General features: G+C 73.8%; 23 protein-coding genes and 1 pseudogene. 11 read left to right on the top strand and 13 right to left on the bottom strand.

Going from position 1 to position 23,836, the window contains the following annotated elements; translation table 11 throughout:
* Positions 1-184 precede the first annotated feature (184 nt).
* Both crcB (ACZ7LV_RS18785) and crcB (ACZ7LV_RS18780) read left to right on the top strand, forming a co-directional pair.
* Positions 185-691, top strand: coding sequence for a fluoride efflux transporter CrcB (gene crcB / locus ACZ7LV_RS18785; RefSeq protein ID WP_471940577.1), 507 nt, complete (start codon positions 185-187; stop codon positions 689-691).
* Complete coding sequence (gene crcB / locus ACZ7LV_RS18780; RefSeq protein WP_471940575.1) at positions 688-1,062, top strand: fluoride efflux transporter CrcB; 375 nt, start codon at positions 688-690, stop codon at positions 1,060-1,062. Before crcB (ACZ7LV_RS18785) ends, crcB (ACZ7LV_RS18780) begins: the two co-directional genes overlap by 4 nt.
* A gap of 48 nt (positions 1,063-1,110) precedes the next feature.
* Here the strand turns inward: crcB (ACZ7LV_RS18780) and ACZ7LV_RS18775 are convergent, their stop codons facing one another.
* A complete protein-coding gene (locus ACZ7LV_RS18775; protein WP_471940573.1) occupies positions 1,111-2,172 on the bottom strand; it encodes a fatty acid desaturase family protein in 1,062 nt (353 codons plus the stop codon).
* A gap of 208 nt (positions 2,173-2,380) precedes the next feature.
* Here ACZ7LV_RS18775 and ACZ7LV_RS18770 point away from each other — a divergent pair, with 208 nt between their 5' ends.
* From ACZ7LV_RS18770 to ACZ7LV_RS18750, 5 genes are all read left to right on the top strand, one after another.
* Complete coding sequence (locus ACZ7LV_RS18770; protein ID WP_471940976.1) at positions 2,381-3,058, top strand: FadR/GntR family transcriptional regulator; 678 nt, start codon at positions 2,381-2,383, stop codon at positions 3,056-3,058.
* Entirely contained in the window at positions 3,055-4,125 is a 1,071-nt protein-coding gene (locus ACZ7LV_RS18765; protein WP_471940572.1) for an asparaginase, read from the top strand. Before ACZ7LV_RS18770 ends, ACZ7LV_RS18765 begins: the two co-directional genes overlap by 4 nt.
* Before the next feature lie 337 nt (positions 4,126-4,462).
* On the top strand, positions 4,463-4,714 hold the full coding sequence (locus ACZ7LV_RS18760) for a glutaminase (RefSeq protein ID WP_471940974.1): 252 nt from the start codon (positions 4,463-4,465) through the stop codon (positions 4,712-4,714).
* 90 nt (positions 4,715-4,804) lie between these two features.
* Positions 4,805-6,199, top strand: coding sequence for a polyprenol phosphomannose-dependent alpha 1,6 mannosyltransferase MptB (mptB, locus tag ACZ7LV_RS18755; protein ID WP_471940571.1), 1,395 nt, complete (start codon positions 4,805-4,807; stop codon positions 6,197-6,199).
* Positions 6,196-7,551, top strand: a complete 1,356-nt coding sequence (locus ACZ7LV_RS18750) for a glycosyltransferase 87 family protein (RefSeq protein ID WP_471940569.1) — start codon at positions 6,196-6,198, stop codon at positions 7,549-7,551. The genes mptB and ACZ7LV_RS18750 overlap by 4 nt, the downstream gene beginning before the upstream one ends.
* A gap of 83 nt (positions 7,552-7,634) precedes the next feature.
* Here ACZ7LV_RS18750 and ACZ7LV_RS18745 read toward each other — a convergent pair.
* Both ACZ7LV_RS18745 and rho read right to left on the bottom strand, forming a co-directional pair.
* A pseudogene (locus ACZ7LV_RS18745) lies at positions 7,635-8,471 on the bottom strand (D-alanyl-D-alanine carboxypeptidase family protein); the annotation flags it as partial.
* A 175-nt stretch (positions 8,472-8,646) separates the two neighbouring features.
* Positions 8,647-9,843 carry a transcription termination factor Rho gene (gene rho / locus ACZ7LV_RS18740; protein ID WP_471940567.1) on the bottom strand — a complete coding sequence of 399 codons (1,197 nt, stop codon included), beginning with the start codon at positions 9,841-9,843 and terminating at the stop codon, positions 8,647-8,649.
* Positions 9,844-10,186: 343 nt separating this feature from the next.
* Between rho and ACZ7LV_RS18735 the strand changes: the two genes are divergently transcribed.
* Entirely contained in the window at positions 10,187-10,912 is a 726-nt protein-coding gene (locus ACZ7LV_RS18735; RefSeq protein ID WP_471940565.1) for a class I SAM-dependent methyltransferase, read from the top strand.
* A 42-nt stretch (positions 10,913-10,954) separates the two neighbouring features.
* On the opposite strand, the gene ACZ7LV_RS18730 is transcribed toward ACZ7LV_RS18735, so the two are convergent.
* The 9 genes from ACZ7LV_RS18730 to ACZ7LV_RS18690 all read right to left on the bottom strand — a co-directional run bounded on the left by ACZ7LV_RS18730 (position 10,955) and on the right by ACZ7LV_RS18690 (position 17,764).
* Positions 10,955-11,704 (bottom strand): winged helix-turn-helix domain-containing protein, encoded by a 750-nt coding sequence (locus ACZ7LV_RS18730; protein ID WP_471940564.1) that lies wholly within the window; start codon positions 11,702-11,704, stop codon positions 10,955-10,957.
* 152 nt (positions 11,705-11,856) lie between these two features.
* Positions 11,857-13,023, bottom strand: a complete 1,167-nt coding sequence (locus ACZ7LV_RS18725; protein WP_471940562.1) for a serine hydrolase domain-containing protein — start codon at positions 13,021-13,023, stop codon at positions 11,857-11,859.
* A gap of 142 nt (positions 13,024-13,165) precedes the next feature.
* Positions 13,166-13,579 (bottom strand): nuclear transport factor 2 family protein, encoded by a 414-nt coding sequence (locus tag ACZ7LV_RS18720; RefSeq protein ID WP_471940560.1) that lies wholly within the window; start codon positions 13,577-13,579, stop codon positions 13,166-13,168.
* A gap of 9 nt (positions 13,580-13,588) precedes the next feature.
* A complete protein-coding gene (locus ACZ7LV_RS18715; RefSeq protein ID WP_471940559.1) occupies positions 13,589-14,557 on the bottom strand; it encodes an acetylxylan esterase in 969 nt (322 codons plus the stop codon).
* 34 nt (positions 14,558-14,591) lie between these two features.
* Positions 14,592-15,041, bottom strand: coding sequence for a DUF6010 family protein (locus ACZ7LV_RS18710; protein WP_471940558.1), 450 nt, complete (start codon positions 15,039-15,041; stop codon positions 14,592-14,594).
* A 135-nt stretch (positions 15,042-15,176) separates the two neighbouring features.
* Positions 15,177-15,761 carry an Rv1733c family protein gene (locus ACZ7LV_RS18705; protein WP_471940557.1) on the bottom strand — a complete coding sequence of 195 codons (585 nt, stop codon included), beginning with the start codon at positions 15,759-15,761 and terminating at the stop codon, positions 15,177-15,179.
* A 141-nt stretch (positions 15,762-15,902) separates the two neighbouring features.
* Complete coding sequence (locus ACZ7LV_RS18700; protein WP_471940555.1) at positions 15,903-16,658, bottom strand: ferredoxin reductase; 756 nt, start codon at positions 16,656-16,658, stop codon at positions 15,903-15,905.
* Complete coding sequence (locus tag ACZ7LV_RS18695) at positions 16,651-17,256, bottom strand: sulfite oxidase-like oxidoreductase (RefSeq protein WP_471940553.1); 606 nt, start codon at positions 17,254-17,256, stop codon at positions 16,651-16,653. The genes ACZ7LV_RS18700 and ACZ7LV_RS18695 overlap by 8 nt, the downstream gene beginning before the upstream one ends.
* A gap of 97 nt (positions 17,257-17,353) precedes the next feature.
* A complete protein-coding gene (locus ACZ7LV_RS18690; RefSeq protein ID WP_471940972.1) occupies positions 17,354-17,764 on the bottom strand; it encodes a MarR family winged helix-turn-helix transcriptional regulator in 411 nt (136 codons plus the stop codon).
* Between the two features lie 381 nt (positions 17,765-18,145).
* Between ACZ7LV_RS18690 and ACZ7LV_RS18685 the strand changes: the two genes are divergently transcribed.
* Positions 18,146-18,928: a putative protein N(5)-glutamine methyltransferase gene (locus tag ACZ7LV_RS18685; protein WP_471940552.1), complete on the top strand. Its 783-nt coding sequence runs from the start codon at positions 18,146-18,148 to the stop codon at positions 18,926-18,928.
* A 9-nt stretch (positions 18,929-18,937) separates the two neighbouring features.
* Here the strand turns inward: ACZ7LV_RS18685 and ACZ7LV_RS18680 are convergent, their stop codons facing one another.
* Entirely contained in the window at positions 18,938-21,016 is a 2,079-nt protein-coding gene (locus tag ACZ7LV_RS18680; protein ID WP_471940551.1) for a SpoIIE family protein phosphatase, read from the bottom strand.
* A gap of 329 nt (positions 21,017-21,345) precedes the next feature.
* On the opposite strand from ACZ7LV_RS18680, the gene ACZ7LV_RS18675 reads away from it, so the two are divergent.
* Complete coding sequence (locus tag ACZ7LV_RS18675; RefSeq protein WP_471940549.1) at positions 21,346-21,729, top strand: hypothetical protein; 384 nt, start codon at positions 21,346-21,348, stop codon at positions 21,727-21,729.
* 91 nt (positions 21,730-21,820) lie between these two features.
* Entirely contained in the window at positions 21,821-23,836 is a 2,016-nt protein-coding gene (locus ACZ7LV_RS18670) for an NADPH-dependent 2,4-dienoyl-CoA reductase (RefSeq protein WP_471940548.1), read from the top strand.

The following is a 23,836-nucleotide window of genomic DNA, read 5'->3' as shown; positions in this document are numbered from 1 at the left end:
GCGGGAGGCACCGGCGCCGAAGTGACGGTGGCGCGGCCGTGGAGTTAACCTGACTCCGCCGTGTGCGCGCGACGCGGCGGAGCGGCCCGCCGTACCCGAAGCACGGCGTCGGCGCCGTCGACGGTCCCTCTTCGCGAGAGCGGGCGCCGCGTGCCCGGGGCCCGGCGAGGAGGAGACGTCCGGCATGACAACCCCCGATGCCGAGAGCTTTCCCGGCCACGCGCGAGCGCCGCGCGGGACCGGTCTGCGCGGCCAGGCGCCCGTCGTCGCGGTCGTCGCCGTCGGCGGTGCGATCGGCGCGGTGGCCCGGTACGCGGCGGTCCTGTGGTGGCCCCCGCACCCGGGCGGATTCCCCTGGTCGACGTTCGGGGTCAACGCCGTCGGCTGCGCGGTGATCGGCGTGTTCATGGTGGTCGTCACCGAGTTCCGGTCGCCGCACCGTCTGCTCCGCCCCTTCTTCGGCACCGGGGTGCTCGGTGGCTTCACCACCTTCTCGACCTACGCGGTGGACATCGAGCGACTGGCGGACTCCGGCCACCCGGCGACCGCCGTGGCCTACCTGGCGGCGACGGTCGTCGTGGCGCTGGCCGCGGTCTGGGCCGCGACGGCCGCGACCCGCCGTCTCCTGGGGCGCGCGGTCCGGTACGGCCACCAGGGAGACCCGGGCGGGAAGGCCGGGCAGGGCTCGTGAACTGGCTGCTGGTCGTCGCGGGCGCGATGGTCGGCGCCCCGCTGCGCTACCTCACCGACCGGGCGGTGCAGTCCCGGCACGGCTCCGCCTTCCCCTGGGGCACCTTCGTGGTCAACGTCGTCGGCTGCGCGGTCCTCGGTCTGCTGACGGGCGCGGCCGTCGCCGGCGCCGCCGGCTCCCACCTTCAGCTGCTGCTCGGCACCGGTCTGTGCGGGGCGCTGACGACGTACTCGACCTTCTCCTACGAGACCCTGCGGCTGGCCGAGACGGGGGCGAGGCGCTCCGCCGCGCTCAACGTCGCGGGCAGCGTGGTGGTGGGCCTCGTCGCGGCGTTCGCGGGAGCCGCCTTGGGCGAGGCCCTGTGGTCGTGAGGGACCGGAGGCGGAGGGTGGACGAGGGACCTCCGCCCACCCGAGGTCTCAGCCGTCCGCCCTGCGCAGCGGTTCCCCGACGCCGCGGAGATGGCGCAGCGCCTCCCGGTGCGAGGCCAGCAGGCCCGTCCGGTAATAGGGGACGCCCAGCTCGGCGCAGTACCGCTCGGTGATGATCTGGGCCTTGGCGAGCGCCGGTGTCGGCATGCTGGGGAAGAGGTGGTGCTCGATCTGGTAGTTGAGCCCGCCCATGAAGGCGTCGACGAGCGCGCCGCCCCGGACGTTGCGCGAGGTGAGCACCTGACGGCGCAGGAAGTCCAGCCGCGTCCCCTCCTCGATCATCGGCATCCCCTTGTGGTTGGGGGCGAAGACCGAGCCCAGGTAGACACCGAACAGGCCCTGGTGGACGGCGAGGAACACGAGCGCCTTGGCGGGGGAGAGGACGGTGAACAGGGCGCCGAAATAGACCGCGAAATGGGCGACGAGCAGTGACCCTTCCAGGACGGGCCGTTTCACCGACGGATTCCGCAGTGCCTTGAAGCTGCTGAAACTCAGGTTCAGCCCTTCCAGGGTGAGCAGTGGGAAGAAGAGCGCCGCCTGATGCTTTCCTATGAAACGGGGCAGCCCTTTCGCTTTTCGCGCCTGGCGCCTGGACCACACCAGGATGTCGGGCGAGACGTCCGGGTCCTTTCCCTCGTGGTTCGGGTTCGCGTGGTGCCGGGTGTGCTTGTTCATCCACCAGCCGTAGCTCATGCCGAGCAGCAGGTTTGCGACCAGCAGTCCGCCCACCTCGCTGGGCCGGCGACGGGAGAAGACCTGCCGGTGGGCGAGGTCGTGGGCCGCGAGCCCGAGCTGTCCGAAGACCACGGCGAGAAACGCGGCCACGATCAATTGACCCCAGCTGTTCCCGACCAGCAGGAACGCCCCGACGCCGCCCGCGAGAGCGAGGCCCACCGCGGTGAAGCGCACGATGTAATAAAGCGGCCGGCGCCGCAGAAGTCCGGCCTCGTTCATACGGCGGGCGAGTTCGGAGAAGTCGCTTCCCTCGCGTCGGTCGTCCCTGTCCTCGCGTGGGGACGAGTTCCTCGGAAGCACCACTGGTTGCGTCATGCGCTTCAGTATGTGAAGGAATTCCGGGCAGCAGAATGGCGTCGGCCCCCCAGACGGGGTGTAGGTAGCACCACCGCCGCCGCGGGGGTTTGCGCACGTAGGGCCGCTCGGCCCCGCTTGACACGGGCCACGGGTGGCCCGGACCATCGCTCCCGTGAACCTGTCAGACAGCCAGACAGCCAGTAGGGGCCCGCGGCGTGTGAGCGCGATGGAAGCAGTGCTCACCCACCTCCGCGGTGCCATCGAGCGCGGTGAGTACGCGATCGGCGACAAGCTCCCCTCCGAGGCCGAGCTCTGCCGCACGCTGGAGGTCTCCCGGCCCGTGCTGCGCGAAGCGCTCCGCGCCCTGCAGGCGATGGGGCTGACGGTCGCCAAGACCGGCAAGGGCACCTTCGTCGTCGCCGACAGTGTCGAGGACCCCACCTTCGGCGACTACTCGGCCAGCGACCTGCTGGAGGTGCGGCGCCACGTGGAGATCCCGGTCGCCGGGTACGCGGCGCTGCGCCGCACCCCCGACGACCTCGACCGTCTCCACCACCTCCTGGACCGCATGGAGCGGGAGACGGACACCACCGCGTGGGTCGCGATGGACACGCTCTTCCACCTGACCGTGGCCGAGGCCGCGCAGAACCCGGTGTTCCGCCGGGTCATCGAGGAGATCCGGGACGCGCTGGCCCGCCAGTCGGCGTTCCTGAACGAGCTCGGCGGACGGCGTGAGCAGTCCGACCGCGAGCACCGGGCCATCGTCGAGGCGCTGGCCGACGGAATCGAGCAGGACGCGGTCGAGGCGATGTCTCACCACCTCGACCGGGTCGAGACCACCCTCACCGACATCGTGCGCCCCGCGCGCACGGACCTCCCCAAGGAAGGCGGGACCGACCGATGACCCCCGAGACTGTCGACCTCGACCCCGTGGTGCGGGCGGACGGATCGGTGACGCACAGCGACTCCGCCGCGGAGACACCCCCGGTGCGGGAGCCCCGTCACGCCCCCGTCGCCCACCTCGTACGCGGCGGGGTCGTGGAGGGCGTCCACTACGGCTCCGTCGTCGTCCTCGGCGCGGACGGCGAGGTCGCGTTCCGGCTCGGCGACATCGAGGCGGCGTTCTACCCGCGCTCGGCGCTCAAGCCCGTCCAGGCCGTGGCCATGGTGCGGGCGGGGCTTCCGCTCGACGGCGATTTGCTCTCCCTGGCCGCCGCCAGCCACTCCGGCGAGGACCGCCATCTCGCCGGCACGCTGCGCGTCCTGGAACTGGCCGGACTCACCGAGAGCGCTCTGCGCAACGTTCCCGACATGCCGCTCGACCCGGGGGTGCGGGACGCCTGGGTGCGCGAGGGGCGCACGCCGTCCCGGCTCGCGCAGAACTGCTCCGGCAAGCACGCCGCCATGCTCTGGACCGCCAAGCTCAACGGCTGGTCCCTCGACGACTACCTCGACCCCGCCCACCCCCTCCAGCAGGCCGTCGCCGAGACCGTGGAGGAACTCACCGGTCAGCGCGTCGCCCAGGTGACCGTCGACGGCTGCGGCGCGCCGCTGTTCTCCGTCTCCCTGCACGGCCTGGCCCGCGCCGCCTCCCGGATCCTCACCGCGCGGCCCGGCACCCCCGAGTCGCGGGTCGCGGACGCGATGCGCGAGCACGCCGAGATGGCCTCCGGCTCCGGTCGGGACGTCGCGGCCCTGATGCGGGCGGTGCCCGGGCTGCTCGCCAAGGACGGCTACGAGGGCGTGCAGGTCGCGGCGCTCCCCGACGGCCGTGCCGTCGCCGTGAAGATCTCCGACGGGGCGAGCAGGGCGCGGGTCCCGGTGGCCGCCGCCGCACTGGCCCGCGCCGGCGTGGACCCCGACCTGCTCACGGAGTTCGCGGGCGAGCCACTGCTCGGCGGAGGCAAGCCGGTGGGCGCGGTACGCCCGGTACGAGCCCTGACCCCGCCGCCGCTCGCGACTCCCGCCTGAGCGCCACCGGTTCGGCTCGCGGCCGCTGAGCCTCAGTAAGGCGCGAGCCGCCGCTGGGCGGAGGCAAGCCGGTGCGGGCGCCGCCCCCGTCGCCGCTCGCGGCTCGCGCCGCGGACGCTGAGCCTCAGCAAGGCGCGAGCCACTGCTCGGCGAGGGCAAGCCAGTGGGTGCGGTACGCCCGGTGCGGGCGCCGCCCCCGTCGCCGCTTACGGCTCGCGCCTGAGGGGCACGGGTTCGGTTCGCGGCCGATGAGCCTCAGTAAGGCGCGGGCCGCTGCTGTGCGGGGGAAGCCTGTCGGGGGCCGTGCGGGCGCTGGGCCGCTCTCGGCTCGTGGCCGCTGAGTTGCCGTCAGGTCGAGCACTTGAACGCGGGGATGTCGGCCCCCGGGACGTACGACGCGGGCGGCGACTTCGTCCGTCGCTTCGGTCTGCCCGTCAGGGGCGGGTGCGGCGGAGGAAGCGTCGCCGTGGTGCCGGGCCGCCGCACTTCGTGCGTGCGGAGCCCGGGGGTCGACGCGTGCGGTGACCCGGTGGCGGGGGGCGCTGCCCTGGACCGTTTCACCGCGCTCACCGGAGTGTCGGTCTCCTGATCACGCGGAGGTCATGCGCAGGTTAACCCCGCGAGGGCGGCGCGTTGTTTTCCGGCCACCCGGTGTTGACAGGCTGACCGAGTGTTGGCCATGGCTTCCTCCGTCGATCTCCGCCGCTGCCAGATGCTGGGTCTGGCCGGCACCGCCTTTCTTGCGTTGGGCGGTGAGACGGCCGGAGCCCTCCCGGTCCGCGATCTGCTGTCGCCGTCCTCCGCCGGCGCCGCGCTCGGACTGGTCGGCGTCTACTTCGGCGTCGTCCTGCTGATAGCGGCCTGGGCCCTGCTCGGCAGGCTGCTGCGCGGCCCCGAACCACCCACGCCCCGCTCCCTGTTGCTGGTCCTCGCGCTCTGGGCCGCCCCGCTGCTGCTGGCGCCGCCGTTGTTCAGCCGGGACGTCTACAGCTACCTCGCGCAGGGCGCCATGGTCGACGCGCAGATCGACGTCTACACCCACGGCCCCTCCCAGCTCGGCGGCCCGCTCGCCGACGAGGTCTCCCCGGTGTGGCGGCACACCGCCGCTCCCTACGGCCCGGTGTTCCTCGCCGCCGCCTCCGCCCTGTCCGGACTGACCCGCGGCGAGATCCCGGCCGGCCTCATGGGCATGCGGCTGCTGGCGCTGCTGGGCGTGGCCCTGATGGCCGCCGCCCTGCCCCGCCTCGCCCGGCACAGCGGCGCCGACCCGGCCGCCGCGCTGTGGCTCGGCGCCCTCAACCCGCTGGTCCTGCTGCACCTGGTGGCCGGCGCGCACAACGACGCCATGATGCTCGGCCTGCTCGGCGTCGGCCTGGTCGCCGCGCTGGGCCGCTGGCCCGTCCTCGGCGCCGTCCTCGTCACCCTCGCCGCGCTCGTCAAGGCGCCCGCCGCGCTCGGGCTCGCCGCGATCGTCGTCCTCCAGATGCGCGCGGGCCGCAGCGCCGTGCGAGCCGTGCTGACGACCGTCGCCGCGGCGGCCGCGACGACGGTCGCCGCGACCGCGGTCGCCGGTACGGGATACGGCTGGATCGCCGCCCTCAACACCCCCGTCTCCCCGCACAACTGGGCCCTGACCAGCCTGCTCGGCCGCGCCACCGGCGCCCTGCTGGAGCGGCTCGGCAGTGACCTCGCACCGCTCGCCGTGCCCGTCTGGCACATGATCGGCCTGCTGATCACGGCGACCCTGCTGCTCGTCATATGGGTGCGGCTGCGCCCGCGCCCGGTGTACGCGCTCGGCCTCAGCCTGGCGGCGGTCGCCGCCTTCGGCCCCGCGATCCGGCCCTGGTACGCGCTGTGGGGGTTGTTCCTCATCGCCGCCGCGGCGCCCGACACCTCGGTACGGCACCGGGTCGCGGCGGTCACCGGAGTGCTCGCGCTCGGCGTCCTGCCCAGCGGCGGCCCCGCCGACCTCGGGCAGTTGACGCTGGCCGTCTCCGGCGGCGTGCTCGCCGTGGTGGTGCTGTGGCAGGCCCATCAGACCGCGCAGGCCCCGGTCCTGGGGCGTACCGCATGAGAACTCCTCGCACCGACCGCGGGCGGCTGCTGCTCGTGGTGCTCCTCGCCGCCGCCCTGACGGTCTTCACCGCGACCGTGCCGCTGCTGCGCGACTGGTTCGACCTGCGCGTCTACCACGGGGCCATCCACCACTGGATCCACGACGGCGGCCGGCTCTACGACTACCGGGTGCCGGGCACGATGTACGGGTTCACCTACCCGCCGTTCGCCGCCGTCGCGATGCTGCCCATGGCCCTGGTCGGGACGGGGACCGCGATCGCGCTCGCGCTGTTGCTGAACCTGGCGGCCCTGGCCGTGACGATGCGCGTGCTGACCGGCCGCGCCTGGCGCCGGCACGGCTGGTACGGCTGCGCCCTGGCAGCCTGCGCCCTCGCACTGTACGAACCGCTGCGGGACACCTTCAGCTTCGGGCAGGTCAACGTACTGCTGCTGGCCCTGGTCCTGGTGGACGCCTGGCTGCTCGCCACCGGGCGAGGCCGCTGGGCCGGCATCGGCATCGGTCTCGCCGCGGCCATCAAGCTCACGCCCGCCCTCTTCATCGGCCTGCTGCTGCTCGCCGGCCGCCGGCGCGCCGCCGCCGTCGCGACGGGCGTGGCCGCCGGGGCGACCGGTCTGGCGGCCCTGGTGACCCCCGAGGGGTCGCGCTTCTACTGGACGCAGGCCATGTGGGACACCACCCGCGTGGGCCGGCTGGACTACGTCTCCAACCAGTCCCTGCAGGGCATCCTGGCCCGGCTGGACATCGAGAGCCGCGCGGTCTGGGCGGTCACCGTGCTGGTGGTGCTCGGCGTGTGGGTGTGGCGCGCCCGCAAGGCGGTGGCCGCCGGCGACTGGTACGCGGCGTTCGCCCTCACCGGCCTGACGGCGTGTCTGGTCAGCCCGATCACCTGGGTGCACCACCTCGTCTGGCTGCTGCCCGCCTTCGTGCTGCTGGTCCGCGCCGGCCGGCCACGGCTCGCGGCCGTGCTGTACGCGGTCATGTGCACCAGCCTGGTGTGGCTGTGGTACGACGACGCGTCCGGCGTCGACGGGTTCCTCGGGAGCAACGCCTACGCCTGGATCACCCTCGGGCTGCTGCTGGGGCTGCCGGTAGGTCAGTCCTCGACGTGGAACACCTTGAGCCGCAGGACCAGTGCGGCGGCCGCCGCACCCAGACAGGCGGCCACGGCGATCGCCGCCGTCTCCGGCCAGCCGGGCTCGGCATCCGGCGTGACCGCGGCGGCCACCGGGGCCGGACCGGCCTCGGCGCCGGGGCCGGGCTTGCCGCGCAGGGCGTCCAGCGAACCGACCGGGTCCACCCGGTCGGCGGCGCCGAAGCCCCAGTCGAGCAGCGACCGGGCCTCCTCGTAGACGTCGAAGGGGACACCCGACTGAGGGTTCATCACCGTCACGACGAGGGTGCGCCCGTCGCGCCGGGCCGCGGCGACGAGCGTGTTCCCCGCGTCGCTGGTGTAGCCGTTCTTGACACCGATCAGGCCCGGGTAGCGGCGCACGCCGTCGTCGCCGGTCAGCAGCCGGTTGGTGTTGCGGATGTCGTACGCCCAGCCGTCCTCCCCGGGGAACTTGGCCTCCACGGTGGCGCAGTACTGGGCGAACTCCGCGTTGCGCAGCCCCTCCCGGCCGAAGACGGCCAGGTCGAAGGCCGAGGACACCTGGCCGTGCGCGTCGTAGCCGTCGGGTGACAGGACCCGTGTGTCGCGGGCGCCGAGGACGCGCGCCTTGGCCTCCATCTGGCGTGCGGTGACGTGCCAGCCGCCGTTGAGCCCGGCCAGCACGTGCACGGCGTCGTTGCCCGAGCTGAGGAACACCCCACGCCACAGGTCGGAGATGCGGTACGAGTGCCCCTCGCTGACACCGACGAGGCTGCTGCCCTCACCGACGTCCGCCAGTTCGCCGTACGTGACCCGGTGCTGGATGCCGCCGGGCAGCACGGGCAGCACGGTGAGGGCGAACAGGGTCTTGAGGGTGCTGGCGGGCGGCAGCTTGCGGTGCGCGTCCCGCGCGGCCAGCACCTCGCCGGTCCCGGCGTCGGCCACCAGCCACGACAGCGCGGAGACGTCCGGGACCTCCGGCGCGCCCGGCCGGGGGCGCACCTGGGTGCCGTGGCGGTGGAGCACCGCCGGCGCCGGTGCCGTCCCGCGGGGCGAACCCGGCGCCGCGGGGTCGGCGCCGGCCGGAGCGGCCGCGGCGACAGGCGCGAGGGTCAGGGCACCGGCCAGGCAGAGACCGCAGGTCGAGACGGCCGCCCGAGTAGAGAATCCGATCGTCATACGATCAACCTAGGAACGGACCGGCCGCGATCGGTGCTGGCCGGGCCGAGCGGTGCCGGCGTGCACCCGGATGCCGCACGGGCGCCCGGCGTGGCGCGTCGCCCGGCAGGTGGCGGCCCTCCCCGGCCTGTCGCGACGCGGTTCCCACGGCGGCCGCCGCTCGCACCGCGGGGCGCTACGGCCTGGCCGGCAGCGTCGGCTGGATCCGGCGCAGGAAGGTCGCGTTGTCCGGGCTCTGGCGCATCCGCTCCAGCAGCGTCTCCGGACCGGCCTCGCCGTCACGGGTCCGCAGCGCCCGGCGCAGCCCGTGCACGGCGGCCAACTCGGCCGGGGACAGCAGCAGTTCCTCGCGGCGGGTGCCGGAGCCTGCGATGTCGACGGCGGGGAAGACACGGCGCGAGGCGAGTTCGCGGCTCAGCCGGATCTCCATGTTGCCGGTGCCCTTGAGCTCCTCGAAGAAGAAGTCGTCGGCCCGCGACCCGGTCTCGACCAGGGCGGTGGCCAGGACGGTCAGCGAACCGCCCTCCTCGGCCAGGCGTGCGGCACCGAAGAACCGCTTGGGCCCCTGCAGCGCCGCCGCGTCCACACCGCCGGAGAGGGTACGGCCGCCGGAGGCCGCCGCGTTGTTGTGCGCCCGGCACAGCCGGGTCAGCGAGTCGAGCAGGATCACCACGTCCTCACCGGCCTCCACGAGCCGCTTGGCCCGTTCGATCACGAGCTCGGCGAGCGCGATGTGCTGTTTGGGCGTCCGGTCGAAGGTCGAGGCGTACACCTCGCCCCGCACCGAACGCCGCATGTCGGTGACCTCCTCGGGGCGCTCGTCGAGCAGGACGACCATCAGCCGGCATTCGGGGTGGTTGCCCGCGACGGCGGCCGCGAGCTGCTGGAGCAGCACGGTCTTGCCGGTCTTGGGCGGGGCGACGATCAGCCCGCGCTGGCCCTTGCCGACCGGCGAGATCAGGTCGGCGACGCGCCCCGTGAGGCCGGACGCCGGGTGTTCGAGGCGGAGCCGGGTGCGCGGATGCAGGGGTGTGAGGTCGTGGAAGTGGCGGCGGTCCCGGAGCCGTCCGGGCGTCTTGCCGCCCACGAGTCCGACCTCGGTCACGGTACGCCGGGGGCCGCTGACGGCCTCGACGAGGTCGCCCTTGCGGAGCCCGCATGTGCGGATCAGGGCGGCCGGGACCTGGGGATCGGCGGGCGTGGGCAGGCAGTCGAAGCCCCGCAGGTGCCCCTTGCCGCCCGCGTCGACGTCCAGGACGCCGGTCACGGTCCGGGACGCCGGGGCCTGCTGCTGGAGGGGAGGGTGTTCGAGTGTGGTGGTCATGGGGTCGGTCCTCTCACGGACTCGGGGGCCTGCGACGCAGGCGGACATGAGGAAGGGAAGGGGGAGGGGCCGCGGACGAGGCGTACGGAAAGGCCTCCGGGCGGCGGGAACAGCACCTCGGGCCGCGGACGCGGGGGTCCGCCGATGAGGTGATGCGGAAAGCCGCTGCACCGGCCGGGAACGGCGATGCTGCGCGGGCTGAGGAAGGAACTGGCACCGGCGCCACGACGGGGCGTACACAAGTGCTCACGCCACCGTACCACTCGGCGGACGTGCGCGCTGTGACGTACGCCACTGCGGCCCGGGGGGGTTCGCGGTCCCCGACGGCCCGGTCGCCGCTGCCGCCGTCATCGCCGGGTGCGACCGGCCGGGTGGGACTAAGCTGAGGCCGATGTTCAGCCCCCAAGGCCCCAGCCTGCGTGAACTCGCCGTCCAGGCGCTGTCGTCGGTCGAGCGCGGCTACGACCTGCTCGCGCCGAAGTTCGACCACACGCCCTTCCGTACGCCGGACTCGGTGCTGGACGCCGTCGCCGCGGCGCTGCGGCGGATCGGGCCCTTCGAGGACGGGCTCGACGTGTGCTGCGGTACCGGCGCGGGCGCCGACGTGCTCCGGCAGGTGTGCGAGGGAAGCGTCACCGGGGTCGACTTCAGTGCGGGCATGCTCGCGGTCGCCAGGGACCACGTCCCGTCCGGCGTGCCCCGGGTGTCATGGGTGCGGGCGGACGCCCGCGCCCTGCCGTTCCGCCCCGCCTTCGACCTCGCGGTGAGCTTCGGGGCGTTCGGGCACTTCCTGCCGGAGGAACTGCCGGTGCTCTTCGGGCAGGTCCACTCGGTGCTGCGGCCGGGCGGCTGCTTCGCCTTCCCGGTCGTGGGCCCGCCCCGGACGGTCTCGGTCGTGAACGGCATGCTGCTGGGCTTCGACCTGGCGATGCGGGTCCGCAACGCGGTGTGGCGGCCCCCGTTCGTCATGTACTACCGGGCCGTGCGGTTCGGGCGTCTGCTGCGGGAGCTGGAAGGCGCCGGGTTCCGGGTGGACCTGCACCCGCTGCCCGACTTCGGGCTGCGGCGGGACGGAAGCCCGCGGGTGCGCATGGTCGTCGCCCGGCGCCTCGGGTGAGCACGCGCCCCGGGGCGGCGGGGCGCGTGGGCGGCTGCCGGGTCAGACCGCTGCCGGCAGGGTGAACTCGTAGACCAGAGCGTCCCGTTGGGCGTCCACGACGAGCTCGGTGAACTCCAGCGGCCGTTCGTGCTGGTCGTGCACCAGGCGGGTCACCCGGACCGAGGTGCTGTCGGGGAGTCGGGTGATGGCGTCGCGGTGGTGCAGGGTCAGCCCCGCGGTGCGCATCCAGTCGTAGGCGCGGCGCAGTTGGGCCGCCGAGGTGCCGTCGGCGCGGTCACGGTAGCGGCCCAGCTCCACCACCTCGGTCAGGGCCACGTCCGAGAACGAGGTGACGGCGCTGCGCAGGCCGCGTCCGTCGGCGCGGGCGGATTCGTAGCGGTGCATCAGGGTCGGGCGGTCCGGCGCGAGCCGCAGCGCCGCCGCGTGCGCCGCCGGGGGCGTCTCCCAGGTGACGGTCGCCCGGTCGACGGCCCGCTCGTCGGGGCCGGGCCGGACGCCGATCGGGAAGGCCGCCGAGGTCGGGTGCTCGACCGGCGGGCCGGGCAGGGTGGCGTGACTGCCGCGCCGGTCGGTGGTGATCAGGCCGTCCCGGCGCAGCACCTCCAGCGCCTGGCGTACGGTCTCTCTGCTGACCCCGAAGTGCTCGGCCAACTGCCGTTCGCCCGGCAGCCGTTCCCCGGGTGGGACGGTGCCGTCGCGTAGTTCGCCGAGCAACTCCGTCGCCACGCGCCAGTACCGGGGCTGTTCGTCGGTGTGCGGGCGGTCGTGCGGGGTGGTGGTGCGGGCCATGCCGCGCCCTCCTGTTGGTGACGTGCCGTAGCCGTGCGGGCTCATTGCGCCACCAGAATTAGCATTGGTCTAAACCACCAGGGAAGACCGGCCCGGCGGTTCGGCCGAAACAGGCTGGGCGGGAACCGGCCGCGGAAGGGTGCGCGAGCCGGTCAGAGGGCGTCGTACACCGCGTTCACCAGCGCCATCTTGCGGGGGTCGTCGGCGATGTGCGGTCCCATGCGGTTCATCACATAGCCGAGCGACACGCCCGCCTCGGGATCGGCGAGCCCGGCGGAGCCGCCGAATCCGTCGTGCCCCACGGCACGCGGATTGGGCCCGTACGAGCCGTTCGGTCCGCTCAGCCACAGCCCGAGGCCGATCTCGGTCTCTTCCGGGAAACCGGCGCCCAGCACCAGGTCACGGCAGCTGCCCTGCCCCTCCCGCACCCGCTCGGCGGCGTCGGGGGACAGGACGCGACGCCCCTCGTGCACCCCGCGGCCCGCGACAATCCCGTACAGGGCGGCCACCGCCCGCGCGGTGCCGTGGCCGCCCGCCGCGGGGATCTCGGCGGCCCGCCACGCGGGCGTGTTGGCCTCGGCCGCGCCCACCGCGGGGTTGGTCAGCGCGGCGAGCGCGGCGGGCGACAACTGGCTGAAGATCGCCGCCTGTTCGCTGCTCGGCGCGACCCGGCGATGCGTCAGCTCCGCCGCTCGGCCGGCCTCCGACTCCGGCAGCCCGATGCCGAAGTCGATGCCGAGCGGCCCGGTCACCTCCCGCGCCAGGAACGCGCCCGGCCGCAGCCCCGAGACCCGGCGGACGACCTCCCCGACCAGATGGCCGTAGGTCAGCGCGTGGTACCCCGAGCGCGTCCCCGGCTCCCACCACGGCTCCGTCGCCGCGAGCCGACGTGTCGTCACCTCCCAGTCGCACAGCTCGGCGAACGAGTGCGGCTCGCGCAGTCCTGACAGGCCGGCACGGTGGGAGAGGAGATGGCGTACGAGCACCTGCTCCTTGCCGGCCGCGGCGAACTCGGGCCAGTACGTGGCGACCGGCGCGTCGAGGTCCAGCAGCCCCCGGTCGGCGAGGATGTGCGCGCACAGCGCCACCGGGCCCTTGGACGTCGACCACACGTTGACGAGCGTGTCGCGCTCCCAGGGCCGGGTGCGGGCCGGGTCGGCCCAGCCGCCCCACAGATCGACCACGGTCACGCCGTCGGCGACCACGGTGACGGCGGCGCCCAGTTCCTCCCGCTCCCGGAAGTTCTCCTCGAACGCCGCGCGCACCGCCGCGAAGCGGGCGTCGCAGTGGCCGTGGATCTGTGGCTCGCGCTCGGACATGCAGCCTCCGTGGTCGGTGGGAAGCCCGTCCACGACCCTGCGGAGCGGGCCACCCGAACGTACCGACTGGTCGGACTGCGCGGAAGGGCAGGGCGCCCGACGAGCGGGTCGCACGCCGGGCGGGTGCCCGGCGGGACGCGGCTCAGGTGAAGAACAGCGGGCCGGTCGGTTCCTGGTGGCCGTCGGCGGTGTGCCAGTAGTCCCGTGTCTCGACCGCCAGCCCGTCGGCGCCGAACCGCACGAAGACGCAGCCGGCGAGAGTGGCGTGCCGGCCCCCCTCCTGCGACAGCACCCGGAACTCGGCCACCGCCACCCCGTCCGGGCCCACCACCGGCGAGGCGAACCGCACGTCGCTCACCCGCTCCTGCGCGAACGACCAGCGCAGGTACTCGCCCAGTTCGGCGCGCCCCCGGTGCGGCTCGCGAAACGGCATGGAGCGGTGGACGCAGTCCTCGGCGTACAGCGCGAGCAGCGCGTCCACGTCGTGCGCGGCCCAGCCCCGCTCCCATGCGCGGACGAACCGCTCGGCGGCCTGACGTGTCTCCGTAGTCCCCACCCCGGCCCCTCAGGCGTACGCGCGCAGCCAGCGCATCCGGGCGGCGGCCTGGAACGGGCCGCCGCCCTCGTGGTCGTTGAAGTCGTACACCTCGATCGCCTTGTCCGGGTGCGCCCAGGCGTTGAACGCCGCGAAGACCGTCGAGGGCGGGCACGTCTGGTCCTCCAGCGCCGCCGAGAACAGGGCGGGGGCCCGGCCGCGCGCGGCGAAGTGCACCCCGTCGAAGTAGGACAGCGTGCGCAGCGCGTCCTGTGCGCGGCCGCGGTGCGTCTTGAGGTAGAGGCCGATCTCGCGGTAGGGGTGACGGTCCGTCAGCGTCGTCGCGCGCGGGTAGTCGCACAGGAACGGCACGTCCGGGGCGACCGCCACCAGGTCCGGGACCAGACCGCCGACGGCGATGCTGATGCCGCCGCCCTGGCTGGCACCGAGCGCGACGGTCCTGGCCGGGTCGGTGAGCGGGTGCGAGCGGGCCGCCTCGACGGCCCGCACCGCGTCCGTGAAGACCCGGCGGTAGTAGTAGTTCTCGGGCGCGTCGATGCCCCGGGTCATGAAACCGGGATACGCCGGCGCGCCGCCGACCGGGTCCGGGGTGCCGCCACCGCCGCCCCAGGCGCTGCCCTGGCCCCGGGTGTCCATCACGAAGTGCGCGCGGCCCGTGGACGCCCACAGCAGATGCTCGTGCGGCAGCCCGCGTCCGCCGCCGTACCCGACGAACTCGACCACCAGCGGCAGGGGTGCCGTCGCGCCGGCGGGCAGCAGCAGCCAGCCCTTTACCGGGTGGCCGCCGAACCCGGCGAACGTCACGTCGAACACCTGCACGGTCTCCAGGCCCGCGTCGACGGGCTCGAACCGGGCGTCCAGGTCGTGCTCGCGTGCCTCCTGGAGGGTCTTGGACCAGAAGGCGTCGAAGTCCTCGGGTTCGGTGGCCGAACCGCGGTACTCACGGAGCTCGTCGAGGGGGAGGTCGAACAGGGCCATGCAGGACCACCTTGGGTGCGGACGGCGTCGATGATCACACCGTACGCGCGGGGTCCGGCCACTCGCCAGGGCGCGCGCCGGGCCCGGCCGTCCGCCCGGGCCGGCGCCGGAGCAACTCGCGCGCGGTGGGACCGCCGGCCAGGCACCACAGGGCGATGACGGGGTCGCAGATCGCGCAGCCGAGCGAGGAGTCGTGGGCGAACGGGATGATCGGGTTGCCCTTGAGGTGGTGCACGGCGTCCCAGACGGTGTGCAGCAGCCAGGCGACACCGATCCAGGTCCAGGACTCCAGCCCGCGGAAGGCGCAGTAGGTGACGAGAGCGGTGAAGGCGAACTCGAATCCGCCCAGGCCGCCCCCGCTGAGGTAGGCGGCCCCCGCGCCGGCGACCATGATCGCGTTGAGGCGGCGCCGGTGCGGTTCGCGGACGAGGGACATGAGGAGCGCGTAGCCGACGCCGATGACGACCGGCAGGACATAGGTCATGGGAAGTGCCTGTTCCTGGTGAGGTGACGAGGGCGTCCGCGCGCGTGGACCGGTCACACGCTAGAACCCGCCCGCGGCGACCCCACAGGGGCATTGACGACACGTTCCGACGGGTTGTCGCCAGAGGGGCCGGCCTCAGGCCCGGCGGCGCGTCCACTCCGGTTCCTTACGCGCCCAGGCGCGCTCCCACTCGGCCATCCGGTGCCGGTTCGCCGCCCGCCGGACGGCCATGTTGCCGAGCAGCACCACCCCGGCCGAGCCGGCGGTCGCGCAGATGCCCAGGGTCAGGGAGTGCTGCCAGACGGTCGTCGCACTCGGCGGCGGCGGCACGCTGCGGCCCCGCCCGTCGAACCACACGTCGACCGTCTCCCCGGGCCGCGTCCCCGCCGGGACCCGGGCCGTGCCCGTACGAGGCCCCTCGCCGGGCTCGGACCAGCGCACCGTCGCGCGGTACGTGTACTCCCGGCCCGCCTCCGCCGACGGCAGCGTGTCGGGTGTTCTGCCGACGACCTCCGCCCGGACGTGCCGCCGGTCCTCCGTCTGGGCGACCACGGTTCGCCGCGCCTGGCCGTACGCCCACCAGCCCGTCAGCACGCCGACCAGCGGCGCGCCCACCAGGACCAGGAGGGCGACGGCCACCACCGTCCATGCCTCTATGACGTCCGACCTGCGCCGCAGCGAATTGCGCCGCCAGCGCCAGCCACGCACCCGGGTTCGCATCTCCGCCTCCTCGCCGTCACCGGAGCCGGGGAGCGGCACCGCCGCCCTCGGGTCCACGCATGCGTGCGAGTGCCACATGAATGTCGTACCCCGTCACAGGCACTTCCTGCATCGAGAAGGGGCCGCGAGAAGGCGGGATCGTCAGCCGAAGCGTTCGATCCGGATCCGGTCCACCGGCTGGCCGGCGGCGGTGAGCAGGCGGGACGCGTGCTCGGCGAAGGCGTTGGACCCGCACACATAGGCCTCCCACCCGCCGGGCGGCGCGGCCTCCAGGAGCGGCGCCACATGTGCCTCGGCGAGCCGGCCCACCGGAGCGCCCGGTGGGGCCGTCCGGGTGAAGACGGGCGTGGTCTCGGCCCCGTACTCCCGGGCGTAGATGAGTTCGCCCGGCCCGCGCGCGGACACCAGCAGCCGCAGCGGCACGGACAGGCCCCGCGCCCGGTGGTGGCGGACCATCGACATCAGCGGTACGACACCGGACCCGGCGCCGATCAGCAGTGCGGCGCGGTCGCCCGGCCAGGCGAAGAAGCCGCTCAGCGGGCCCCGCACCTCGACGCGGTCGCCGGGCCGGGCCTCACCGTGGAACCAGCCGGACACCTCACCGTCCTCGACACGGTCCAAGGTCAGCTCGATGTGCCCGGAGTCGTCCGGCGCGGTCGCGATCGAGTAGTGGCGCTGCGCGACGTAGCCGTCGGCGGCGGTCAGCCGGAGCATCAGGTGCTGGCCGGGCAGATGCCCGGCCCAGTCGGGCACCGCGAACCGGAAGGTGGCCGCGCGCGGGGTCTCCCGGCGGACCTCGGTGAGCGTGGCGGTCTGCCAGCGACCGGCGGTGCCCTCGCCCACGGCGATCCGGCCGGGCACGGCGAACCGGGTCGGGGGAGTGAAGGTGTCAGTCACCGGAGTACCGCTGCTCCTCCCACGGGTTGCCCCGCGCGTGGTAGCCGTTCTGCTCCCAGAAGCCGGGCTCGTCGTGGTCGAGCAGACGGATGCCGGCGATCCACTTGGCGCTCTTCCAGAAGTACAGATGCGGCACGATCAGCCGCGCCGGGCCCCCGTGCTCCGGCGCGAGCGGCCGGCCGTCGTACTCCCATACGATCCAGGCCCGGCCGCCGGTGAGGTCGGTGAGCGGGAGGTTCGCGGTGTACCCGGTGTGCGCGTAGGCGACGGCGTGGGTGGCGTCCGGCAGCGGGCCCGCCTGTTCCAGGAAGGCGTCCAGCGAGACGCCCCCGAAACGCACCCCGAACTTCGACCAGCCGGTCACGCAGTGGATGTCGCCCTCGTAGGCCGACGCGGGCAGCGCGTGCGCCTGCGCCCAGTCCCAGGCGCGGGGCTCGGCCACCAGGCCGTCGACCCGGAAGGTCCAGTCGGCGGGCGCGAGGTCGGGGGTGACCTCGGCGGACAGGACGGGCCAGTCGTCGCGCGCGTCGTACTGCCCGGGCGGCAGCCCCGGATGGTCGACACGGGGACGCCCGGTGAAGCCTCGGGTGACGTTCATGCGGGTGGTGCCTCCAGACCGCCGCGCGGCGGCCCCGCGGACAGAGCCTGATCAGTGCGTACGCGTACCACCGTAAGGGGTCCGTGGGGCCGTCCCCTCAGCCGCCCGAGGCCGCCGCGTTGTAGCGCTCCAGATATCCGGCGAACCGCCGCAGATCCTCCTCCGGCCAGTCCGCCAGCCGCTCCCGGACGACCGCCCGGCGGCTCACCGTGACCTGCGCGAGGATCCGTCGGCCCGCGTCGGTCAGGTCCAGCACCTGCACGCGGTGGTCCTCCGGGTCCTGGCGGCGCCCGATCAGCCCGGCCTGCTCCAGCGCGGCCACCTGCCTGCTGACCGTCGACTTGTCCAGCGCGCAGTGCGCGGCGAGGTCGGTGGCCCTGAGGCCGTCCCGCTCCTCCAGATGCCCCAGCAGAGTGTACGAGACCAGCGACAGTTCGGGGTGCATCCGCCCGGCCGAGGCCCGGGCACGGCGAGCCAACGCCGTCAGCTCCCGCTGAATCGTCTGCACGGCGATCTCCGCGATCTCCGTGGTATCCGAGATCTCCGCGATCTCCGCGACCTGCGCGGGATCCGCGAGGCCCGCAGGCTCGTCCATGGGTGGCGCAGCGGCATTCTCGATGGCGAGGCCCTCCCTTCCCGCATCTCGTTGCACGGTGCAACTGTAGTGCGGGCGGGGTGCGGAGACCGGACGAGGGCCGCTCCTCCCGTGGGATAGCCCGTGGGATAGGGTGGCCGTCCGGCTGAGGGCGGTCCCAGCCGTGCGTGACCGAGGAGGTGAGACCCATCACCGCTGTGTCAGATCGGGTGCTCTCCTCCCATGTCGGCGCCGGCCACCGGCAGTAGTCGACCGCGAGAGCGCCCTTCGGCTTCCGAAAGGCTCTCGCCCCGCATGTCCCTGCCGCTTTCCCCCTCCCCGTCCTCCGTGGTGGCCGCCCTGCGCGCCGCCGGCTGCGTCTTCGCCGAGGACGAGGCGGAGTTGATCCTCGGCGCCGCCCGCGGCCCTGCCGAACTCGCCGCCATGGTGGCCCGCCGTACCGACGGCCTGCCGCTCGAACTCGTCGTCGGCTGGGCCGAGTTCAGCGGCCTGCGGATCGCCGTCGAACCCGGCGTCTTCGTACCGCGCCGCCGCACCGAGTTCCTCGTCGAACAGGCGCTCGACGCCGCACCGCACGCCTCGCTCGTCGTCGACCTGTGCTGCGGCTCGGGCGCGGTGGGCGCCGCCCTGGCCACGGCCCTCGGCCCGGTCGAACTGCACGCGGCGGACATAGACCCGGCCGCGGTGGACTGCGCCCGGCGCAACCTCGCCGGGCACGGCGGCCGGGTCCACCAGGGCGACCTGTACGCGGCCCTGCCCGGGCGACTGCGGGGCCGCGTCGACATCCTGGCCGCGAACGTCCCCTACGTCCCCACCGCAGAGGTCGGCCTCCTGCCCGCCGAGGCGCGGGACCACGAGCCGGCGGTCGCCCTCGACGGCGGCACCGACGGACTGGACGTGCTGCGCAGGGTCGCGGCCGGGGCCCGCGACTGGCTCGCCCCGGGCGGCTGCCTCCTGACGGAGACGAGCGGCCGCCAGGCCCCGGAAGCCGTGGCCGTCCTCACCCGCGCGGGCCTGACGGCCCGGCCGGCGGTGTCGGAGGAACTGCACGCCCATGTGGTGATCGGCACCCGTTGACCCGGCCGGTCACTCCCGTGGCTGGGCGCGCGCGATGAGGACCGCGACGTCGTCATGGTTGTCGGGGTGGTGCAGGGTGCGCACGAGGAGGTCGCAGACCTCCTCCAGGGGGCGGGCCGGATCGTCGAGCAGGCGCAGCAGGGTGTCCAGGCGCTCGTCGAGGGAGTGGGTGCGGGTCTCGACCAGGCCGTCGGTGTACAGGACGAGTTCGTCGCCGGGGTCGAGCGTGAAGGCGGTGGTGGTGAACTCGACGCCGCCTACGCCGAGGGGCGCGCCGGTCGGCAGGTCGAGCAGTGCCCGCGCCCCGTCCCGGCGCACGTGGACGGGCGGCAGATGGCCCGCGTTGGCGATCAGGCAGCGTCCCTCACGGGGCTCGTGCACGGCGTACACGCAGGTGGCGATGGAGTGGTCGAGGTCCGAGGTGATCCGGTCGAGGTGTTCGAGGAGCACCGCGGGGTCCAGGCCCAGCGACGCCAGCGTGTTCGTGGCGGTGCGCAGCCGCCCCATGGTCGCCGCGGCCGTGATGCCGCTGCCCATCACGTCGCCCACGACCAGCGCGGTGCTGCCGCCGTCCAGGGGGATGACGTCGAACCAGTCGCCGCCGACCTCGGTGGCGGCACCGGCCGGCTGGTAACGGGAGGCGACCTCCAGGCCGCCGGTGACGGGCGGATGGGTGGGCAGCAGGCTGCGCTGGAGGGTGATGGCGGTGTCGCGGGCGTTCTGGTACCAGCGGGCGTTGTCGATCTGCACCGCCGCCCGGGCGGCGAGTTCACGGGCGAGCAGCAGATCGTCCTCGCTGAACGGCAGCGGATTGTCGATGCGCTTGAGGTCGAGGGCGCCGAGCACCTCGCCGCGCGCGATGAGCGGGACGGCCAGATAGGAGTGGACACCGGCGCGGGCCAGCAGGGCGGCGGCCTCCGGGGAGCGGGCGATGCGGGGCAGGTCCTCGTCCTTGACCTGCGGGACCATCACCGGGCGCGCCGAGCGCACACATTCGGTGACCAGGCGGTCCGGACCGTAGCGGGCCACCTGTCCCGGGACGTCGGCCGCCTCCAGGGCCTCCGGCGCGTTCTCCGCCCGTACGGCCAGCGCCCGGATCACGGCCGGCTCGCAGGGGTCGGCACTGCTGCGGCGGCCGCCGATCACCGAGTCCAGCAGGTCCACGGCGGCCACGTCCGCCAGTTCCGGCACGGCGACGTCGGCCAGCTCGTTGGCGGTGCGTTCCAGCTCCAGCGTGGTGCCGATCCTGGCCGAGGCGTCGGCGATGAGCGCGAGCCGGCGCCGGGCGGTCTCGGCCTCGACGCCGGCCCGGCGCTGTTCCGTGACGTCGGTGACCGACTTGGCCACGCCCAGCACCGTGCCCAGGGCGTCCTCCAGCCGGTAGAGCGAGACCGACCAGGCGTGGTCCTCGTACGGGTCGGCCGGGGTGCGGCCCGACATGGGGTGGTCGACCAGCGGCTGCCCGGTCTCCAGCACGTGCAGCAACGCGGTCTCCAGCGGACCCATGTCCAGCATCGGCAGCACCTCGCCGACCCGTCGGCCGATGTGCTCCTCGGCCGGGACGCCGTTGATCCTCTCCAGCGCCGCGTTCACGGACACGTAGCGCAGCCCGGTGTCCAGGACGGCCAGCCCGATCGGGGACTGCGCGATCATCCGCGTGGACAGGGCGACGTCCTGCTCCAGTCGGCGCACGGTCGACTGGTCGGCGGCCAGACCGAGGGCGTAGACGTCGCCCTGGTCGTCCAGCAGCCGCATGTTGCGGAACTCCACCAGGCGCGTGCTGCCGTCCTTGCGCCGCACCGGGAAGGCGCCGGCCCAGCCCCGGCCGGTGGCCATGACGTCGGTGAACAGCTTCTTGACCAGGTCGAGGTGCTCCTCGTGCACCATCACCCGGGCGGCGTACGCGCCGAGCGCCTCGCCCGCCGGATAGCCGAACAGCTCCTCGGCCTGAGGGCTCCACAGGACGATGCGGCCCTCGGCGTCCAGCACCACGGAGGCCACGCCCAGCACGTCGAGCAGCCCGCTGGGCCGCCCCGGCCCGCTGCCCGGCTCGGCCCCGTCGTCCACCGGGGGCCCGGTCGGTCCCATCGCACGCACCGCCCTCGCCTTCCGCCACGGCACGCCGTCCCGTGCCGACTCCCCTCGCCGCCCGCGCTCAACCATCTCTTTACGCCACGACAGCCCTACTCCACCATCCCTCAACATGACTGGGGTGTCCGGCGATGAGGGCGGATCGGCGTGGCCCGTCCGAGGGTGCCCGCTCGCCCCGCGGCACCGCGCGGGTCCGAGGACGCTGAGCGGGCGCTTCGCTCGGGGCTGTACATCCCGGAATGTGGTGGTTTTCTGGGAGTGCGGCACGGCGCCGTGTGGGAACTCGCCTGCCGTGACACGGCGCGGCCACGAGAGGAGCCACCACGATGGACAGTGAGCGACTGCACCCGGAATCGGTCTCTCTGGAGATCAGTGGATGCAGCAAGGAGGACGCCCGGATCGTCTTCGACAGCCTGTGCGCGTACTTCGATTCCGACCGGTGCTCCGAGGACGTACCGCAGGACTGGCACGAGGTCCGGCCGACGGTGTGGCTCGGCACCTTCGAGGTGGCCTCGCCGCACGAAGGCGCCCACCCCGCCGCCCCCAGGCTGTCCGCCTCCGTCGAGGCCGACGCGCACGGCGGCTACTGGGCGATCGACCGCTTCCGCACCACGCTGCACGACCTGTTCAAGGTCCACGACCTCAGCACGGCCTCGGGCGACCAGGAGCGGGAGCTGCACGTACGGCTGGAGAGCCGCCCACCGATGTGACACGACGGACGGCCCCTCCGTTGTGCAACTAGTTGCATAAACCGTGCGCGGTCCTCTACAACAGAGGGACGTCACCGCGCACGGAGGGGCCATGAGCCGTTACCCGCACCTGCTGAGCCCGCTCGACCTGGGCTTCACCACCCTGCCCAACCGCGTCCTGATGGGCTCGATGCACATCGGCCTGGAGGAGGCCGAGGGCGGCTTCGCGCGCATGGCGGAGTTCTACGCCGCCCGGGCCCGCGGGGGAGTGGGCCTGATCGTCACCGGCGGCATCGCGCCCAACGACGAGGGCCGGCCCTACGAGGGCGGCGCCAAGCTCACCACCGAGGCCGAGGCTGCGGAACACCGGCGGATCACCGAGGCGGTGCACCGCGAGGGCGGCCGGATCGCGATGCAGCTGCTGCACTTCGGCCGCTACGCCTACCACAAGGACCTGGTCGCCCCGAGCCCCCTCCAGGCCCCGATCAGCCCCTTCCTGCCCCGTGAGCTGACCGACGCCGAGGTCGAGCGGACCATCGACGACTACGCCCGCGCCGCCCGCCTGGCCCGGTCGGCCGGGTACGACGGCGTCGAGATCATGGGATCCGAGGGCTACCTGATCAACGAGTTCATCGCCGCGCAGACCAACCACCGCACCGACCGCTGGGGCGGCGCCTACGAGAAGCGCATGCGCTTCCCGGTCGAGATCGTCCGGCGGGTGCGCGAGGCGGTCGGCGAGGACTTCGTCCTCATCTACCGGCTGTCCATGCTCGACCTCGTCCCCGGCGGCTCCACCCTCGACGAGGTCGTCACCCTCGCCAAGGCCGTCGAGGCCGCCGGCGCGACGATCATCAACACCGGGATCGGCTGGCACGAGGCCCGCATCCCGACCATCGCCACCTCCGTGCCGCGCGGCGCCTACACGTGGGTCACCAAGCGGCTCATGGGCGAGGTGTCGGTCCCGCTCGTCACCACCAACCGCATCAACACCCCGGAGGTGGCCGAGGAACTGCTGGCCGACGGCTGCGCCGACATGGTGTCCATGGCCCGCCCGATGCTGGCCGACCCCGACTTCGTCGCCAAGGCCGCGGCCGGCCGCCCCGAGGCCATCAACACCTGCATCGGCTGCAACCAGGCCTGCCTCGACCACACCTTCAGCGGGCAGATCACCTCCTGCCTGGTCAACCCGCGCGCCTGTCACGAGACCGAGCTGGTCCTGTCCCCGACCCGGCTGCGCAAGCGCGTCGCCGTCGTCGGCGCGGGCCCCGCGGGCCTCGCGTGTGCCGTGAGCGCCGCCGAACGCGGCCACGACGTCACGCTGTTCGACGCCGCGGGCGAGATCGGCGGGCAGCTCAACGTCGCCCGCAAGGTCCCCGGCAAGCAGGAGTTCGACGAGACGCTGCGCTACTTCCGCCATCAGCTCGACGCGCACGGCGTCGCGGTGCGCCTGAACACCCGTGTGTCGGCCGCCGACGTGGCCGGCTACGACGAGGTCGTGGTCGCCACCGGCGTCACCCCGCGCACCCCGGACATCCCCGGCGTCGACCACCCGAAGGTCGTCGGCTACCTCGACGTCCTGCGCGACGAGGTGCCGGTCGGCGACAGCGTCGCCGTCCTGGGCGCCGGCGGCATCGGCTTCGACGTGGCCGAGTACCTCACCGACGGCGGCGACAAGGCCCACGAGGACCCGGCCACGTACTTCCGCCAGTGGGGCGTCGACATGGGCTACGAGGGCCCCGGCGGCCTCGCCGCCCCCGAGCGGCCCGAACCGCCGCGCACCGTCCATCTGCTCCAGCGCAAGGCCACCAAGGTCGGCGCGGGCCTCGGGAAGACGACCGGCTGGATCCACCGCACCGAGCTGAAGCACCGCGGCGTCACCATGGTCCCCGGCGTGCGCTACGACCGGATCGACGACGCCGGGCTGCACGTCACCGTCGGCGACACCAGCACGGTCCTGGAGGTCGACACCGTCGTGCTGTGCACGGGTCAGGAGCCGCGCCGGGACCTGTACGAGGAGCTGATCGCCGCCGGGTGCCACGCCCACCTCATCGGGGGCGCCGACGTGGCGGCCGAGCTCGACGCCAAGCGCGCCATCAAGCAGGGCACCGAACTGGCGGCCGCGCTGTAG

The organism is Streptomyces sp. NPDC107562 (assembly GCF_055657325.1).
Note: the sequence above shows the minus strand (reverse complement) of the source record. Positions and strands in the feature narration are given on the sequence as shown.

Coding starts and splice junctions, on each gene's coding strand:
- crcB (WP_471940577.1), top strand. CDS start 185: ATGACAACCCCCGATGCCGAGAGCTTTCCCGGCCACGCGCGAGCGCCG.
- ACZ7LV_RS18775 (WP_471940573.1), bottom strand. CDS start 2,172: ATGACGCAACCAGTGGTGCTTCCGAGGAACTCGTCCCCACGCGAGGAC.
- ACZ7LV_RS18770 (WP_471940976.1), top strand. CDS start 2,381: ATGGAAGCAGTGCTCACCCACCTCCGCGGTGCCATCGAGCGCGGTGAG.
- ACZ7LV_RS18765 (WP_471940572.1), top strand. CDS start 3,055: ATGACCCCCGAGACTGTCGACCTCGACCCCGTGGTGCGGGCGGACGGA.
- mptB (WP_471940571.1), top strand. CDS start 4,805: ATGGCTTCCTCCGTCGATCTCCGCCGCTGCCAGATGCTGGGTCTGGCC.
- ACZ7LV_RS18750 (WP_471940569.1), top strand. CDS start 6,196: ATGAGAACTCCTCGCACCGACCGCGGGCGGCTGCTGCTCGTGGTGCTC.
- rho (WP_471940567.1), bottom strand. CDS start 9,843: ATGTCCGCCTGCGTCGCAGGCCCCCGAGTCCGTGAGAGGACCGACCCC.
- ACZ7LV_RS18735 (WP_471940565.1), top strand. CDS start 10,187: ATGTTCAGCCCCCAAGGCCCCAGCCTGCGTGAACTCGCCGTCCAGGCG.
- ACZ7LV_RS18730 (WP_471940564.1), bottom strand. CDS start 11,704: ATGGCCCGCACCACCACCCCGCACGACCGCCCGCACACCGACGAACAG.
- ACZ7LV_RS18725 (WP_471940562.1), bottom strand. CDS start 13,023: ATGTCCGAGCGCGAGCCACAGATCCACGGCCACTGCGACGCCCGCTTC.
- ACZ7LV_RS18715 (WP_471940559.1), bottom strand. CDS start 14,557: ATGGCCCTGTTCGACCTCCCCCTCGACGAGCTCCGTGAGTACCGCGGT.
- ACZ7LV_RS18710 (WP_471940558.1), bottom strand. CDS start 15,041: ATGACCTATGTCCTGCCGGTCGTCATCGGCGTCGGCTACGCGCTCCTC.
- ACZ7LV_RS18705 (WP_471940557.1), bottom strand. CDS start 15,761: ATGCGAACCCGGGTGCGTGGCTGGCGCTGGCGGCGCAATTCGCTGCGG.
- ACZ7LV_RS18695 (WP_471940553.1), bottom strand. CDS start 17,256: ATGAACGTCACCCGAGGCTTCACCGGGCGTCCCCGTGTCGACCATCCG.
- ACZ7LV_RS18685 (WP_471940552.1), top strand. CDS start 18,146: ATGTCCCTGCCGCTTTCCCCCTCCCCGTCCTCCGTGGTGGCCGCCCTG.
- ACZ7LV_RS18680 (WP_471940551.1), bottom strand. CDS start 21,016: ATGGGACCGACCGGGCCCCCGGTGGACGACGGGGCCGAGCCGGGCAGC.
- ACZ7LV_RS18675 (WP_471940549.1), top strand. CDS start 21,346: ATGGACAGTGAGCGACTGCACCCGGAATCGGTCTCTCTGGAGATCAGT.
- ACZ7LV_RS18670 (WP_471940548.1), top strand. CDS start 21,821: ATGAGCCGTTACCCGCACCTGCTGAGCCCGCTCGACCTGGGCTTCACC.